Source organism: Floccifex sp. (assembly GCF_051873555.1).
Lineage (GTDB): Bacteria > Bacillota_I > Bacilli_A > Erysipelotrichales > Erysipelotrichaceae > Floccifex.
Genome location: NZ_JBJEEY010000106.1, coordinates 1 through 16,787, shown reverse-complemented (window position 1 = coordinate 16,787; position 16,787 = coordinate 1). Strand labels below are relative to the sequence as shown.

Below are 16,787 nucleotides of genomic sequence, written 5' to 3'. Positions count from 1 at the left end.
CCCTCTTTCCACCCATAAATAATACCATAAAAACTGCCAATTTACCATAATAAAAGGAGCCCTAAGCCCCTTAATCATAACTACGAACTGGTACAACAATCATCAATACAGAACAATCATCTGGGTTACTAATTTTTATTGGTTTCATCAAACCGGCAAATTCTAATTTAACGCGATTACAATTCAAAGCACGAATTGCTTCTAACATATATGTTCCATTACAAGACAAACGAATATTTTCACCACTATATTGACAAGAACTTAGAATCTCATCTGAATTTCCAATTTCACTTGAACTCGTTTTAATATGTGTTTCACTTTCAGTACATTCTAATTTAATCAAATGAATCTTTTCATTTCGAATAAAGTTCGTACGATCAATAACACCAGCTAATTCATGACTAGAAACCAGCATATGAGAAATTTCAGTTGTTGGAATAATTCGATCAATATCCGGAAAAGTACCATCAATTAATCGAGACTGAATAATTGTATGGTCAAAAACAAATTGAACTTTTTTTGAATCAATAAATAAATCCACAAAATCATTCGCATCACTTAAAGATTTTACAACTTCGGATAAAGATTTATTCGGAATTGTGATATTGAAATCATATGAATCATTCAATTCAATTTGTTTACGAGCTAGACGATAGGAATCTGTTCCCGAACAACAAAGAGTATTTCCATTAGCTTTAAAATTAACACCATTTAAAACAGGACGCGTATCCTTATCACTGCACGCAAAAGCCGTTTGCGAATAAATTAGTTTTAAGTCTTCACTTTTTAATTGAATTTTTGTATTTGGAACAGAAAAATCAATATTTGGATATTCATTAAATTGAATTCCATTTAAATTAAATTGACCATTTAAATTGGAAATACAGACCTTTGAAAAATCAATTAAATCAACAGTTACTAATTCACTATCCATTTTACGAATAATTTCTAAAATATATTTTGATTCAATAATAATAGAACCCGTTGATTCAATAACAAGCTGATTTTCTTTAGAAGCCAAAAAACTAGAACGAATAGAAATATTTGAATCACTTCCTGTTAAAGTAATTAAATCATTCGATACTTGAATACAAATTCCAGATAAAGCAGGTAAGGGAGAAAAAACACTAATGGCTCTTGAAACAATATTAAGTTTTTCTAAAAAGAATTTACGATTAATTTTAAATTTCATAATAACCTCCTATTTTTATAAAGTAACAACAATAAGGATGTGGAAAATGTGGAAAAAAATTCAAATTTTCCTTAATCTTAAACAAAAATCCATATTTTTTGAATGTGGAAAACATGTGGAAAAATGTTGAAAACTAAACATTTAATGTAGATTTAATACGACCAATCGCAATACTAAATGCCTCTTCTTCCTCCATTTTTTGACAAGCCCTTTCATAAGAATTCAAAATCGTTGTATGATCACGATTTCCCAGTTCCTGACCAATAGCCACATAAGGCTTATGTAAAAGTTCACGACACAAATATACAAAAACATGACGAGCATTCATAATATTTTTTTGCCGCGATTTTCCTTCTAAATCTTTATAAGTAAAACCATAGAAACTTGTAACAGCTTTTTTTATTTGTTTCATTGTTAATTCATCTCTATTTTGAATAACAGGTTCCTTCATTAATATACGCTGTGCAAAATCTAAGTCAATCACATCTGGATTTTCAATTGTCGCATTAAAAATCAACTTATTTAAGCTTCCTTCCAAATTACGAACATCATCTGAAAATTTACTGGCAAGATAATCCAATACTTCATCTTTAATTAATATAGAATCTTCATTTCCTTCTAATTTTTTGCGAAGAATAGCTTTACTTGTATCAAATTCCGGTTTGGAAATATTTGTGATCAAACCAGAAGAAAAACGAGAAATCAGACGATTTTGAAGTCCACTTAATTCATTTGGATGCATATCACTGGTCATTACTATTTGAGCATTTCTTGAAATCAATTGATTATATACTGTAAAGAAAACTTCTTGTGAAGAAGACTGCTTTAAATTTTGAACATCATCAATTAAAAAATAATCAAAATTCGATAACTCTTCTTTTACTTGTTCAACCATATTCCCATAAATACTTTTTGTCTTCATGGCATCCAATAAAATTGTGACTAATTGACCTGAATACGCATAAAACACTTTGATTTCCGGTCTTTCTTTTTTCAAAAAATTTCCAATGGCATGGAGCAAATGCGTTTTTCCTAAGCCAGAATTACCATAAATCATAATTGGATTAAATGTATGTCGTGTCTGTGTACAACAAGACAAACACGCAGCATAAGCTTCCTGATTACAGTAACCTTGAACAAAATTTTCAAAAGTGTAATCAGGATTTAAAGAATTTTGTACAAGTTCAATCTTTTTTTGTTGAACAGGATTAGAAATAGGCATTAATTTTTCAGCATCATTTTGTTCAAAAAACTGAATGGATACAGATTCTCCATATAATTCACTTAATGTAGACTCCAGTAATTGTTTATTTTCATCTTGATTTAAAATTTTAAATGTAATAACAGAACGATAACTCACATAAGCTACATGATTTTCAATATTAAATAAATTTGTTTTTTTAATCCAGGAATTATAAGTTTCTTCGGAAAAAAAATGAGAAACTTCAATCGCATTTAAAACTTGTTTCCATAAATCTTGTAAAGATGTCATTTTAAACCCTTCTTTTCTGTGTTAATTATTATACACGAAACCATGAAATAAGTGGAATAAAAAAAGTTTTCCACTGACTTTTCCACTTTTCCACAATTAAAAATGAGGAAAAAGATATCAACAATGTGGATAAGTCTTAGAATTGTGGAAAACTGCTGTGGAAAAATAGGACTTATCCACTTACTTTTACAGCTGATTTTCCTTTAAAAATAAAGAAAAATTAGTGTTTTCCACAATTTATTAAAATGTGGAAAAATATTTTTTATTTTTACAGTGGAAAAAGCTAAAATTAAGGTGTAAAAGTAAATTATTCTTGTTTTTTATTATAGAAGTTGTACAATGAATCAAGCCTGAAAGGGGAAAAACAATGACTTATAGATTTGCATTAGATATTCAAAAAGAAGAATTCAATTACTTTGTTCAAAATCATGAATATTGTAATTTATTACAAAGTTATCAATGGGCTAATATCAAACAAAACTGGGATCACTTATATACGGGAGTATATGAAAATGAAACATTAGTAGGAACTGGATTGGTTTTAATTAAAAAATTACCGATGAATTTTAGTATGTTTTATCTTCCTAGAGGACCTGTTATGGATTATAAAAACGAAGACTTATTGCGTTTTTATTTTAAAGAACTAAAAAAAATCGCAAAGAAAAAAAATTGTCTTTTTATTAAATTTGATCCAGCTATTCATATTAATGATTATAAATCAAAAGACAGTAATACAAATTATTATCCGGATACTCAACTTTATTTAAATATATTTAAAAGACTGGGAGCTAAGCATCATGGTTTTACTATGAAAATTGAAGAAACCATTCAACCTCGTTTTCAATCAAATGTATATGCAAATGAAAATATAGAAGAAATACTCCCAAAACATACCAAACGATTGATTAAAGATGCCAATCGTCGAAATGTGAACATCATTTCTGGACAAAAAGAATTAATTGATGAATTTTCTCGTCTGGTTTGTTTAACAGAGCAAAGAAAACAAGTATCTTTAAGAAATAAAGATTATTTCACTTTATTAATGAATGAATATCCAGAAGGTGGTGTTATTTTCTTAGCACAATGTAATTTATATCAATTATCAAATCAAGCACATGAAAAGAAAATTGAATTGGAAAAAGAAATAAAAAATACACCAGAAAATGCAAAAAAGAAATTGCGTCGTCTGCAAGATCAAATGAATTCAATTGAAAAAGATATCAAAGAATTTGATGAAATGCTGGATGAATTTGGTCGTAAAGATCAGCCAATTTCCATTGCGGGTATATTAAGCATTCAATATGGAAATACATGTGAAATGTTATATGCTGGAATGGATGAAAGATTTAAAAAGTTTATGCCACAATATAAAGAATACGTAGAAAATTTTAAATGGGCATTTGAAAGAGGTTGTATTTACAGTAATATGGGAGGTGTTGAAGGAACACTGGATGATGGATTAACAAAATTTAAAGATAATTTTGATCCAGTTATTAATGAATTTATTGGAGAATTTGATTTACCAGTGAATCGCTTATTGTTTAAGCCAAGTTTAATAGCTTACGAAAAAATGAAAAAAAGAATAAGAAGTTAAATATTTTGTATTGACATTAAAAAGTTCGTATTGTTATAATGTACAAGCAATCTTATTTGAAAATTTAGAGAAAAAAAGACTGAGGGGTGTAATAAAATGAAAAGAACATATCAGCCAAGTAAGAGAAAACACCAGAGAACTCATGGTTTCCGTGCTCGTATGGCAACTGTTGGTGGACGTAAAGTGCTTTCTAGAAGAAGAGCTAAAGGAAGAAAGGTATTATCCGCATAGAAATCACCAAACGGTGATTTTTTTGTAGTGATAGGAGGATTTTCATGAAAAAAGCGTATCGAATTTGTAAAAATTATGAATTTTCTTCTATTATTCACAAACAAAATTTTATCAAATCGTCTTCTTTTATTTGTTATTTTCAACCAAAAGAAGAAGAACACAATCGAATTGGAATCAGTGTCAGTAAAAAATTAGGAAATGCAGTTTGTCGTAATAAAATTAAAAGACAAGTTCGAAGCATGGTCGATGAAATTTTTGATTTTCAAGAGGAATTCGATGTGGTCTTAATTGTTCGTCCGGTATATTTGAAAAAAAGTTTTGGTGAAAATAAAGAAGAATTGAAAGTAGACAGAGAAAAAATGAAACGAAAGAGTAAAGAAAAAAGAGGTAAAAAATGAAAAAATTTTTACAAAGTAAAGCAAAAATTTTAATGGTCTGTTTCTTTGTCTTGTTAACTTGTACAGCTTGTTCAAATCCTCGTGGAAAAGATGGTAAAACAAAAGTTGATCAAATTATTGCGATTGAAGAAACACAAGTTGAAAGATCAAAAGTCAGTATTGAAGGTTCTGAAAAAGAATATAAAAATTTAAAAGATGATGATTTAATCACAATTGAAAAAACAGAATTCACAGATGCCTGGAAAAATGGATGGTTTGAAGGAATTATTGTATGGCCAATTGCTCAATTATTAAATTTAGTTGCTACTTATACAGATGCCGGAATAGGAATCATCGTTACAACTGTATTAATTCAATTGCTGTTGTTTGCTTTCACACATAAGTCGCAAATGTCTTCACAAAGAATGCAGGAAATTCAGCCGGAAATTGCTCGTATTCAAAATAAATATGCAGATAAGACAGATGAAGCATCTAAAATGAAGATGTATCAGGAAACACAGGATTTATATACGAAATATGATATTCATCCATTCGGAACAATGTTAATTACATTCCTGCAATTCCCAGTTATGATTGGAATGTATTATGCAACGATGCGTGCGATTACAGTTGTAAATGGAACATTCTTGGGAATGGATTTATCTGGAACTGTTATGCAAGGAATTACAAAAATGCAATTTGGATATATTATCATTTATGTGTTGATGATTGTATGTCAATTTGTTTCTATGAAACTTCCTCAATGGTTGAAAAAATATGAAGATAAACAAAACCATGTCAAAGTAAAGAAATATGCAGAACCAGAACAAAAGGCAAGTGATCCAACACAAATGACAATGTATATGTCAATTGTTATGATTGCTGTATTGTATATTTCCTGGCCAATTGCGATGTCCTTCTACTGGATGGTTTCTTCTTTGTATCGTATTTGTCAAACATTTGTTTTACATGTCATTATGAAGAAAAAATAGAGGTCATAAAATGAGTTTTCAAAGATATAGTGGAAAGACATTAGAAGAAGCTGTTAACAACGCAGCAAAAAGTAAAGGCGTTTCTTCTGATTTATTAATATATAATATTCTTGAAGAAAAACAAGGATTTTTAGGAATTGGTCGTAGCGTTGAAATTGAAGCTTATTGTGAAAAAGATGTAGAAAATTTTATTAAAACATATATTGAAACCTTTTTTAGAAACGCAAAATTAGATGGAGAAGTTCAAATTGAAAATGACAATGGATTTTATAAAGTTGTTGTCAATACAGCTAATAATGCGATTTTAATTGGAAAAGGTGGAAAAACATTACAAGCTTTTAATCGCTTAGTTAAAGCAGCTGCAAGTGCGGAATTCAAAAAAAGAATTGGTTTATTAATTGATGTAAATGGATATAAACAAGATCGATATGAAAAAATTTGTAAAATGGCTATTCGCGTCGCAAAAGATGTACGTCGCACAAAAGTGAATGCTGTTTTAGATCCTATGCCAGCGGATGAAAGAAAAGCTATTCATAATGCTTTATCTTCAATGAAAAATATTTCAACACAATCCGAAGGTGAAGGAGAAGGTCGTCGTTTAAAAATCTTATATACACCACAAAAGAATGAAGAATAACGGGCGATAACCCGTTATTTTTTTGGGAGGCAGTTATGAAAATAATTATTGGATTAGGAAATCCAGGAAGAGACTATGAGAATACAAGGCACAACGCAGGATTTATGGTCATTGATGAATTGGCTAAAAAATGTCAATTGGAATTTAAACAAGAAAAATTTTCAGCTTATTTTGCCAAAGGAAAAGTAAAAGGAGAAGACGTTATTTTATTAAAGCCAACGACTTTTATGAATAACAGCGGATTTTCTTTGCGTCAATGTCTTGATTTTTATAAAGAATCCATGGAAAATGTATTAGTCATATATGACGATAAAGATTTACCAGTAGGTAAAATTCGTTTACGTCAGCAAGGAAGTGCAGGGGGACATAAAGGAATTAAAAGCATTATGGAATGTACATTCAATCAGAATTTTGATCGTATTCGTGTTGGAATTGGAAAAGATGAAAGAATTCCAATAATTCAATGGGTTTTATCAAAATTTAAAGAAGAAGAAAAAGAAGATTTACAACAAGCTATTGAACAAGCTTGTCAAGCCGCCTATTTTGCTATTGATCATTCATTTGAAATGACAATGAATCGCTATAATAAGAAATAATATGAAAGAAAAAATTATCAAATGGTTTGATGATAATATTGTAGTAAAACAAATACAGGAAAAAGGAAACAATATTGGAAATCTCTATCCAATGGAAGAAGCTCTTTTACTTGTCAATGCCTTTAAACAAGATCATCAAACAAGAATTATTGTAAAAAGGAATCGCTATCAAGCGCAGCAACTATACGATCGAATGTCTTTACTCGATTCAAATGTGCTGCTTTTTGTCATGGAAGAAAGCTTACGTGTACAGTCTATTGCTTCGAGTCCAGACGATAAAAACCATTTAATATATTCTTTAACACAATTTATTCAAAATAAAGAACCAAAAATCATTATCTGTAATTTGGCTTCATATGTTCGTTTTTTACCCGATGTATCGTATTTCAAACAAAATTGTATAACACTGAAAGTGGATATGGAATATGAAATGAAAACATTGAAAGAACAATTAAATCGTATGGGATATACAAAATTAAATTATGTCGATCGTCCATGTACATTTGCTTCTCGTGGAGGAATTGTTGATATTTTTTCATTGGAATATGAAAATCCCATCCGAATTGAATTCTTTGATACAGAAATTGAATCTATACGATTCTTTGATGTAAATACGCAAAGAACAATTCAATCCATTTCTTCTATTGAAATAAGCCCAGCTACAGATTTATTATTCAGTGACAATCAAATTAAGGAAATCAAAGAAAATGTCTTTGAATCTCTAGAAAAACAAAAAACAAAATTATTTGAAGAAGAAAAACAATTATTAGTGGATTCCATTGAAAAAGATATGATGCTTCTTGAAAATTACAGCAATGAACCACATTTATATATTTATTATGCCTATACAACAAAAAGCCAATTAAATGATTATGTTGAAAATGCCATTACAATTTTTAGTAGTGAAGAAGAAATAGAACGCTATTATAAACAATTAAACAATGAAAATATTTCTTTTATTCAGGAAATGGTACAAGATCGAAAATATTTACCCAAATATATTTTATTTCATGATTTATACAAAAACGAATACATGGCATTTCATGAATTTTTGGATTTTCATCATCCCATTCAATCGGATATATATCCCATTGAAAAAGCCAATCAATCCATTGAAAAAATCATGGAAACCATTGATGTGCAACAATCGTATTTTGCTTTAACAAAAGATGAAAAAGAAAAAATAAAACAAGTTTGTCCAGATGAAAATATTAAATATATAGAGCCTGTTTTTTATGAAGGATTTCAATACCATGATCAATTTGTTTATACACAAAAAGAATTGTTTATTGAATATCGAAAGAAAAATGTATATCAGAAAACATTTAAAGAAGGACAAATTTTAGAAAATGTATTGGAATTAGAAAAAAACGATTATGTTGTTCATGAGCAATATGGAATTGGGCAATATCTGGGCATTGTAACAAGAAATCAAAATGGAAAAAATATTGATTATCTTCATATTATTTATCGAGACAACGGAGAATTGTTTGTTCCTTTATCTAAATTTAATTTAGTAAGAAAATATATTTCTCATGAAGGAGTCGGTGTTAAGTTAAGTAAATTAGGAAGCAATCAGTGGCAAAAAACAAAAGAAAAAGCCAATCAGAAAATTGAAGAAATAGCACAAAGACTTATTGATTTATATTCTCAAAGAAATGAAAATATAGGATTTGCATATGAAAAGGATGATGAACTTCAAATAGAATTTGATGAAGCATTTGAATATGAATCTACACCAGATCAGATTCAGGCAACACAGGAAATCAAACACGAAATGGAAAAACCTAAGCCAATGGATCACTTATTGTGTGGTGATGTTGGATTTGGAAAAACTGAAGTGGCTATGCGATGTGCATTTAAGGCAATTACTAATGGAAAACAAGTTGCTTTTTTATGCCCAACAACTATTTTATCTTTACAACACTATCAAACTGTTGAAAAAAGAATGAGTTGTCATGGAATCAATGTAGCTTTAGTGAATCGCTTTGTCAGTGAAAACGAATTAAAAGATATTCGTAAGCGTTTATTAAATGGTTCCATTGATATTGTAGTAGGAACCCATAAATTATTAAATAAATCTTTTAAATATAAAGATCTGGGATTTTTAATTATTGATGAAGAACAAAGATTTGGAGTAGAACACAAAGAAAAAATCAAAGAAATGAAAAATAACATTGATGTTTTATCTCTAAGTGCAACACCCATTCCAAGAACCATGCAAATGTCTTTGATTGGTATTCGAACAATTTCTCAATTAAATACACCACCAGCTATGCGTCATCCTATTCAAACGTATGTGATTGAAAAAAAAGATAATGCAATCAAAGAAATAATTCAAAGAGAATTAGCACGAGAAGGACAGGTTTTTTATTTACATAATCGAGTTTCAACAATTTATTCAACAGCACAAAAAATACAAAAAGAATTTCCAGACAGTAAAATTGCAGTTATACATGGAAAAATGAATCGTGAAGAAATTGAAGATATTATGTATGATTTTTCAAGAAATGTATATCAAATTCTTGTATGCACAACTATTATTGAAACAGGAATTGATATTGCCAATGCCAATACCATTATTATTGAAGACGCCAATCGATTTGGATTGAGTCAGCTCTATCAAATTCGTGGACGTGTTGGTCGAAGAGAAAAAATCGCATATTGTTACTTGATGATAGAACCTGAAAAAGAATTAAATGAAAAAGCAGATAAGCGATTAAAAGCTATCAAAGAATTTACACAACTAGGAAGTGGCTATAAAGTAGCCATGCGTGATTTAACCATTCGTGGTGCCGGTGATTTATTAGGACCACAACAAGCTGGTTTTATCAATCAAATTGGATTAGATTTATATTTAGAAATGTTGTCACAAGCCATAAGAAAAAAACAAGGAAAAGAAATCAAAAAAGAATCAATCAGGCAATCAAGTGTTTCTTTGGATGGATATATTCCATCTGCGTTTACGGACAACGATGGAGATAAATTGTTTTTATATCAGGAAATTCAAAACATTACAACTGAAGATGAATTAAAACAATATAAAGAAAGAATTAATGACTTATATGGAAAAATTCCAGTTCAAGTTCAGCATTTATTTGAACAAAAAGAATTGGATTTATTTGTGAATATAAAAGGTGTTCATTCTTTAAAAGAAGAAGAAAAATATTTTGTGATTGAAATGAACGAACAATGGACAAATGCATGCAATGGTATTCAATTATTTGAAAAAATGAATGCCATCAGCAATAAAATCAATTTAAGACTAACAAACCATAGAATTGTGATTTATATTCCAAAAAAACCAAAAACACTTTTATATAAAGTCATTCAATTATTAGAGGAAGACCTATGAGATTAGATAAATACTTAAAAACGGCACGAATCTTAAAAAGAAGAGAAGCCGCTAAGGAATTAGCTCTTCAACAGAGAATCAAAGTCAATGGAAGAATCGCAAAACCGAGTACAGAAATTGAAATTGGAAATGTGATTGAAATTGAATTTGGTTTACGTATTTTAGAAATTCGTGTATTAGATATTCAAAAACAAGTTTCTAAACAAAATGCACAGCTTTTGTTTGAAATTATAAAAGAGGAAAAAATAAATGAAAGTTGTATGTGCGATATTGATTCAAAATGAAAAAGTCTTGATTGCACAAAGAAAAAATGGATTTTTTGAGTTTCCAGGAGGAAAAGTCGAAAAAGGAGAAAGCGAACAAGAAGCTATTTGTCGGGAATGGAAAGAAGAATGCGGTATTGATATTGAAAATGTGAAATTCTTTAAAAAAGGAAAAGACTTTCAAGATGGACAAGACATTGATTTAACTTGTTTTATTTGTACTTCCAGACAAAAACCTGTTATTCATGTGCATCAGCAATTTGTTTATACAACACCGGATCATATTTTTGATTTTCCTTTTTTTGAAGCGGATGCACATATTGTAGAAAAACTAAAAAAGGAGTGGCCATGTTTAATCGAACAAATGAAGCAAAAGTATTAAGAGACCCTATTCATGAATATATTCATATTTCTTATCAAGTAATATGGGATTGCCTGAATTCCAGGGAATTTCAAAGGCTTCGTCGTATTCATCAATTAGGTGGTAATTTTCAAGTTTATCATACAGCCGAGCATTCTCGTTTTTCGCATAGTTTAGGAGTCTATGAAATCGTTCGAAGAATGTGTTACGAAGTAGAAAATATAAACAATAGTTTAAATGAATTTGAAAAAATACAAGTTATGTGTGCGGGTTTGCTGCATGATTTGGGTCATGGACCTTTTTCTCATATGTTTGAATCCATTACTCAGAAAAGTCATGAAGACATCACAATGGAATTAATTCTTGATGAAAAAACAGAAGTACATCAAGTATTAAAAAAAGAACATACAAATTTACCAAACCTGATTGTATCAATTTTAAATCATAGTCATCCCAATCAAATGCTCAGTCAAATGATTTCTTCGCAATTAGATGCCGATCGAATGGATTATTTATTACGAGATGCCTATGAAACAGGAACCAGCTATGGAAAATTTGATTTAGAAAGAATTTTAAGAACGCTTCGCGTCAAAGATGGAAATCTTTGTGTAAAAGAAAGTGGGATGCATTCCATTGAAGACTATATCATGGCCCGTTATCATATGTATTGGCAAGTGTATCTTCATCCAGATGCAAAATCATATGAAATTCTGATTGAATTATTTATCAAAAGATATCAAAAAATTCGAAATCAAATAAAAATTCAGAGTCTGGAATTATTATTTGAACCATTAACAAGTGATTCCTTTTATTTATTAGATGAAAATCGATTATTTTATAGTTTTCAGCAAGCTTTATTTTGTGAAGACGAAGAATTAAAAGATTTAGCCAATCGAATATTAAATCGACATTTGTTGTCTTTTAAAGAAGATGAAAAATTAAATGGTCATTATCAATATGTTTACATAGAACAACAAATGGAACAGGATTATTTGCCTTATCATGAAAATAAAGATCCAATTTGGATTTTAAACAAAAATAATGAATGCATTCCTATATCAAAGTGTTCTGAAATTGTTAAAGCCTTATTGAGAATGGAAACAAAAACAAAGAAAAGGATTTTTTATAATTGAAAAAAAATAAAAATATAGTATTATAAACACGCTATGAATTTAAAAGTAACGCTTATGGATTTAATTCAAAAAGAATTGATCTTTGATGGATGGGCTTTAATTAAAAAAATAAAAAATGGAATATCTATTGAAATGGATACCATTACCTGGAAAGTCTATGAAAAAGGATTAATTATTGAAAGTAAATCCGATTATAAAGTTGTGCTAATGTTAAAGGATCAATCTCAAACAAAAGGAAACATTGAAACAGAATTTGGATGTTTAGACTTGCAATGTGAAACAAGTCTATATAGAATAAATGGAAATTGTATAGAAATAAAATATCAATTAATTCAAGGAAATGAATCACAGTTATTTCATTTTATTGTAGCGAATAAGGAGGATTTGGCATGGCAGGCATTGATATTCAATTAAAACAGGCAATTCAAAAAGCAATTTTTCAAGCCTATGAAATGGAATTGGATTGGCAAACAATTGTGATTGAAATTCCAAAAAATAAAAATCATGGTGATTTTTCAAGTAATGTGGCAATGCAGCTGACACGTCAATTAAGAAAAAATCCAAGAGAAATTGCACAAAATATAATCAATGCATTTGAATTGGATAGTGTCTCTAAAATTGAAATAGCTGGACCTGGTTTTTTGAATTTCACGTTAAAAACAGATAGCTTTACTAATGTAATTAAAGATATTTTAGAACAGAAAGAAAAATATGGAACACAAAAACCAAATGGCATAAAAGTAAATTTAGAATATGTCAGTGCGAATCCAACTGGTTCTTTGCATCTAGGACATGCACGTGGAGCGGCTTGGGGAGATAGTTGTGCTCGTATTATGAAAAAAGCAGGATATGATGTAACGCGTGAATATTATGTAAATGATGCAGGAAATCAAATCACAAACTTGGCTTTGTCTTTAAATGCTCGTTATCGCCAGGCACATGGATTGGATACACAAGTGGGTAAAGATGGATATAATGGTGCTGATGTTAAAGAAAAAGGTTATGAATTAGCAAAACAATATCCGAATCAGTATTTGGAACCAACAGAAGAAAATCTAAATTTCTTTCGAAAAGAAGGAATTCAATTTGAATTGAATAAAATAAAAAAAGATTTAGCTAAATATCGTGTTTCATTTGATGTATGGTCAAGCGAACAAGCCATTCGAGATGCTGGAAAAGTAGAACAAGCTCTTCATATTCTTGAAGAAAAAGGGTATATATATGAAAAAGAAGGAGCTCTTTGGTTTGAAACAACACGTTTCAATGATGATAAAGATCGTGTATTAAGAAAACAGGATGGTTCTTATACATATTTGGTACCGGATATTGCGTATCACAATGATAAATATCAAAGAGGATTTGATTATTTAGTTGATTTTTTTGGAGCTGACCATCATGGATATATTCCACGTTTAAAAGCGGCTATGAAAGCCCTTGGAAATGATGAAAATCATTTGAATGTGGACATTATTCAAATGGTTCGTTTAGTAAATGATGGCGTTGAAATGAAGATGAGCAAGCGAGAAGGAAATGCGACAACCATCAATGAATTGTGCGATAGTGTTGGGGTTGATGCAGCTCGTTATTTCTTTGTTCAAAGAGCATTGGATTCGCATTTAGACTTTGATATTGAATTGGCAAAGAAACAATCCAATGAAAATCCGGTTTATTATGCACAATATGCTCATGCCAGAATGTGTTCCATTCAAAAACAGGCACAAGACATTGAATTGGCTTGTTCTTATGATTTATTGGTGGATGAAAAAGAAATTGAATTAATGAAGACTTTACAGGAATTCAATAAAGTCATTATTGAAACAGCTAAGAGCCGTCAAGTCCATAAAGTATGTCATTATATTCAAAATTTAGCGTCAAAATTCCATAGTTTCTATAATGCTTGTAAAGTAGTGGATCGAAATCATTTAGAATTGAGTGCGCAAAGATTGGCTTTGGTCAAAGCAACACAGATTGTTTTAGCAAATGCATTGGATTGCATAGGAGTTGAAGCGGTCGAATCAATGTAATTTTTTTAAGGAGTAGTATTATGAAAAAATCTATGATTGATGTGGCTCTTCGTGTGTTAAAAGAGCAAAAAGAACCGATGTCTTTTATTAATTTATGGACAGAAGTAAGCAAGGAAATGGGATACAATGAATCTCAATTTGAAGACAATATCGCACAATTCTATACAGATCTTTCAATTGATGGAAGATTTTTCAGCATGCCAAAGAATTTCTGGGATTTAAAATCACGTCATACTTTATCTGAAAGTACTATGGACACAGATTCTTTATCTATTGATGATGAAGACGAAGAAGAAATCGAAGAAATTGAGTAAATGTCATTCTTTATTCATTTTGAATTGATACAATGAATAAAGAAAGGAGAGGAATGTGTATTTAAAAAGGAAATTGGGTGATTCTAATTTCCTTTTTTTGTGAACTCTTTTATAGGATATGATAAACTATATGCGAGGTAAAGTTATGTTTAAAAGTATTCGTTATGTATTAAAAGAAAATTTTTCAAATTTATATCGAATTTACAGCATCTCTAAATATGAATTATTAGCGGATATGCGAGATACTCGACTTGGTATATTCTGGAACTTTGCAGGACCAGCTATCAATGTATTAACATATTGGTTTGTGTTTGGTTTTATTATGGAAAGACAAGCCGTAGATGATATTCCATTTTTTAATTGGATGTTAGCTGGAATGGTGGTCTGGTTTTTTATTCGTCCTTGTATTGTGGATGGATGCAATGCCATTTTCTCGCATTCAAAAATGATTTCAAAAATGAAATTTCCGGTCAGTATTCTACCAGCCACAGTTGTATTAAAAGAATTATTTAATCATCTTTGTTTGATGGTGATTGTCATGGTTATTTTTATGTTGCAAGGCTATAAACCATCTATTCACTGGTTAGGACTCATTTATTATTGTTTCTGTGCCTGTGTATTTAATATTTCGATTACCTTGGTTCTTAGTGTATTAAATATGATTGCACGGGATACAAAAAAATTTGTTACATCACTAATGCGATTATTACTTTATATGACACCTATATTATGGCCACTATCCAGATTTGAAAACTATCCATGGATTACATTTATTATGAAATTAAATCCTATTTATTATATAGTATGCGGATATAGAGACTGTTTCTTCTATCACGAAGGATTCTGGCCATATCGCTATCGTGCCATTTGTTTCTGGGCCATCACATTTATTTTATTTGCGCTTGGAAGTGTATTGATGCATAAATTCAAAGCAAAATTTGCGGACTTAATTTAAGGTGGTGAATACATGGAATCCTATGCCGTTATTTTTGATCACGTATCAAAAATTTATACATTAAAATCAAATGATAAAAAACACAAAGGAAAACAATTTTATGCTTTAAAAGACATTAGCTTTAAAATACCTGTGGGAGAAGTTGTGGGAATTTTAGGAACCAATGGATCAGGAAAATCCACAATGTCAGTTATTTTATCTGGTATTTCTGAACCAGAAGAAGGAACCATTACCGTGAATGGAGAACAAGCTTTAATTGCCATCAATACAGGTTTGAATCAACAATTAACTGGATTGGAAAACATTCAGTTAAAAGGGGCATTATTGGGATTAAAGAAAAAACAAGTTCAAAAAATAATTGATGATGTCATTGAATTTGCGGAATTAGGTGATTTTTTATATCAACCTGTAAAAAAATATTCATCGGGAATGAAATCTCGACTGGGATTTTCCATTAACCTGGCATTAAACCCAGATATTATTGTGGTTGATGAGGCTTTATCAGTTGGTGATAAAGGATTTGCGAAAAAATGCTTAGATAAAATGACGGAATTGAAAAAAAGTGGAAAAACTATTATATTTATTTCGCATTCACTTCCACAAGTTATTTCTTTTTGTGACACAGCCATCTGGCTTGAAGGCGGTGTATTAAAAGAATATGGAGACATTCAAACTGTTGCCAGTCATTATGATGAATATGTAAAAGAATTGAATGCTTTATCGAAAAAAGAACAAAAAAAATTATTAAATAAAAAATTTGAACAACGCATCATAAAAGAAAAAAAGAAAGAATCGTTATTGAATCGATTATTTGAAAGGTAGGAAAATATGAAAACAGTCATTACATATGGAACTTATGATTTATTTCACGTAGGTCATTTAAATTTATTAAGACGAGCAAAAGAATTAGGAGACTATTTAATTGTAGCTGTAAGCAGTGATGATTTTAATGCTTTAAAAGGAAAAAAATGTAAAATCAAAGACACAGATCGAATGGCTATTGTAGAAGCCATTAAATACGTAGATAAAGTCATTCCAGAAACAAATTGGGAACAAAAAATAGAAGATGTAAAAAAATACAATGTGGATGTTTTTGTGATGGGAGATGACTGGAAAGGAAAATTTGATTTTCTAAAAGATTATTGTGAAGTTGTATATTTACCAAGAACTGAAGGTATTTCTACAACACAATTAAAAGAAGAATTAAAACAATAGGAGAAGAAAATATGTTACTGAGCATTGTTATTCCATTTTTAAAATATAAAAACTAT

General features: G+C 29.7%; 18 protein-coding genes. 16 read left to right on the top strand and 2 right to left on the bottom strand.

Annotated elements, in window-relative coordinates; all coding sequences use genetic code 11:
• Nucleotides 1–70 precede the first annotated feature (70 nt).
• On the bottom strand, nucleotides 71–1,192 hold the full coding sequence (gene dnaN / locus ACI32A_RS06055) for a DNA polymerase III subunit beta (protein ID WP_439754143.1): 1,122 nt from the start codon (nucleotides 1,190–1,192) through the stop codon (nucleotides 71–73).
• A 133-nt stretch (nucleotides 1,193–1,325) separates the two neighbouring features.
• Nucleotides 1,326–2,684 carry a chromosomal replication initiator protein DnaA gene (gene dnaA, locus ACI32A_RS06050; protein ID WP_439754142.1) on the bottom strand — a complete coding sequence of 453 codons (1,359 nt, stop codon included), beginning with the start codon at nucleotides 2,682–2,684 and terminating at the stop codon, nucleotides 1,326–1,328.
• 367 nt (nucleotides 2,685–3,051) lie between these two features.
• Here dnaA and ACI32A_RS06045 point away from each other — a divergent pair, with 367 nt between their 5' ends.
• The 16 genes from ACI32A_RS06045 (at nucleotide 3,052) to tagD (ending at nucleotide 16,731) form a co-directional block, all read left to right on the top strand.
• A complete protein-coding gene (locus ACI32A_RS06045) occupies nucleotides 3,052–4,278 on the top strand; it encodes a peptidoglycan bridge formation glycyltransferase FemA/FemB family protein (RefSeq protein ID WP_439754141.1) in 1,227 nt (408 codons plus the stop codon).
• A 96-nt stretch (nucleotides 4,279–4,374) separates the two neighbouring features.
• Nucleotides 4,375–4,509 carry a 50S ribosomal protein L34 gene (rpmH, locus tag ACI32A_RS06040; RefSeq protein WP_154459378.1) on the top strand — a complete coding sequence of 45 codons (135 nt, stop codon included), beginning with the start codon at nucleotides 4,375–4,377 and terminating at the stop codon, nucleotides 4,507–4,509.
• Between the two features lie 44 nt (nucleotides 4,510–4,553).
• The gene (gene rnpA, locus ACI32A_RS06035) at nucleotides 4,554–4,907 is read left to right on the top strand and encodes a ribonuclease P protein component (protein ID WP_439754140.1); all 354 of its coding nucleotides are present in this window, start codon (nucleotides 4,554–4,556) and stop codon (nucleotides 4,905–4,907) included.
• The gene (locus tag ACI32A_RS06030) at nucleotides 4,904–5,878 is read left to right on the top strand and encodes a YidC/Oxa1 family membrane protein insertase (RefSeq protein WP_439754139.1); all 975 of its coding nucleotides are present in this window, start codon (nucleotides 4,904–4,906) and stop codon (nucleotides 5,876–5,878) included. The genes rnpA and ACI32A_RS06030 overlap by 4 nt, the downstream gene beginning before the upstream one ends.
• Before the next feature lie 10 nt (nucleotides 5,879–5,888).
• The gene (locus ACI32A_RS06025) at nucleotides 5,889–6,515 is read left to right on the top strand and encodes a protein jag (RefSeq protein WP_439754138.1); all 627 of its coding nucleotides are present in this window, start codon (nucleotides 5,889–5,891) and stop codon (nucleotides 6,513–6,515) included.
• A 35-nt stretch (nucleotides 6,516–6,550) separates the two neighbouring features.
• The gene (gene pth, locus ACI32A_RS06020; protein WP_439754137.1) at nucleotides 6,551–7,111 is read left to right on the top strand and encodes an aminoacyl-tRNA hydrolase; all 561 of its coding nucleotides are present in this window, start codon (nucleotides 6,551–6,553) and stop codon (nucleotides 7,109–7,111) included.
• Nucleotide 7,112: 1 nt separating this feature from the next.
• Nucleotides 7,113–10,466, top strand: a complete 3,354-nt coding sequence (gene mfd, locus ACI32A_RS06015; RefSeq protein WP_439754136.1) for a transcription-repair coupling factor — start codon at nucleotides 7,113–7,115, stop codon at nucleotides 10,464–10,466.
• Nucleotides 10,463–10,750, top strand: a complete 288-nt coding sequence (locus ACI32A_RS06010; RefSeq protein WP_439754135.1) for an RNA-binding S4 domain-containing protein — start codon at nucleotides 10,463–10,465, stop codon at nucleotides 10,748–10,750. Before mfd ends, ACI32A_RS06010 begins: the two co-directional genes overlap by 4 nt.
• Nucleotides 10,716–11,111: a (deoxy)nucleoside triphosphate pyrophosphohydrolase gene (locus ACI32A_RS06005; protein WP_439754134.1), complete on the top strand. Its 396-nt coding sequence runs from the start codon at nucleotides 10,716–10,718 to the stop codon at nucleotides 11,109–11,111. The genes ACI32A_RS06010 and ACI32A_RS06005 overlap by 35 nt, the downstream gene beginning before the upstream one ends.
• Nucleotides 11,078–12,223 carry an HD domain-containing protein gene (locus ACI32A_RS06000; RefSeq protein ID WP_439754133.1) on the top strand — a complete coding sequence of 382 codons (1,146 nt, stop codon included), beginning with the start codon at nucleotides 11,078–11,080 and terminating at the stop codon, nucleotides 12,221–12,223. Before ACI32A_RS06005 ends, ACI32A_RS06000 begins: the two co-directional genes overlap by 34 nt.
• Nucleotides 12,224–12,256: 33 nt before the next feature.
• A complete protein-coding gene (locus ACI32A_RS05995; protein WP_439754132.1) occupies nucleotides 12,257–12,637 on the top strand; it encodes a hypothetical protein in 381 nt (126 codons plus the stop codon).
• Nucleotides 12,613–14,247: an arginine--tRNA ligase gene (gene argS / locus ACI32A_RS05990; protein ID WP_439754131.1), complete on the top strand. Its 1,635-nt coding sequence runs from the start codon at nucleotides 12,613–12,615 to the stop codon at nucleotides 14,245–14,247. Before ACI32A_RS05995 ends, argS begins: the two co-directional genes overlap by 25 nt.
• Nucleotides 14,248–14,267: 20 nt before the next feature.
• Entirely contained in the window at nucleotides 14,268–14,561 is a 294-nt protein-coding gene (gene rpoE / locus ACI32A_RS05985) for a DNA-directed RNA polymerase subunit delta (RefSeq protein ID WP_439754130.1), read from the top strand.
• A 145-nt stretch (nucleotides 14,562–14,706) separates the two neighbouring features.
• Complete coding sequence (locus ACI32A_RS05980; RefSeq protein WP_439754129.1) at nucleotides 14,707–15,516, top strand: ABC transporter permease; 810 nt, start codon at nucleotides 14,707–14,709, stop codon at nucleotides 15,514–15,516.
• Between the two features lie 12 nt (nucleotides 15,517–15,528).
• Entirely contained in the window at nucleotides 15,529–16,338 is an 810-nt protein-coding gene (locus ACI32A_RS05975; RefSeq protein WP_439754128.1) for an ABC transporter ATP-binding protein, read from the top strand.
• 6 nt (nucleotides 16,339–16,344) lie between these two features.
• Nucleotides 16,345–16,731, top strand: coding sequence for a glycerol-3-phosphate cytidylyltransferase (gene tagD / locus ACI32A_RS05970; RefSeq protein WP_439754127.1), 387 nt, complete (start codon nucleotides 16,345–16,347; stop codon nucleotides 16,729–16,731).
• The last annotated feature ends 56 nt before the right edge of the window (nucleotides 16,732–16,787 follow it).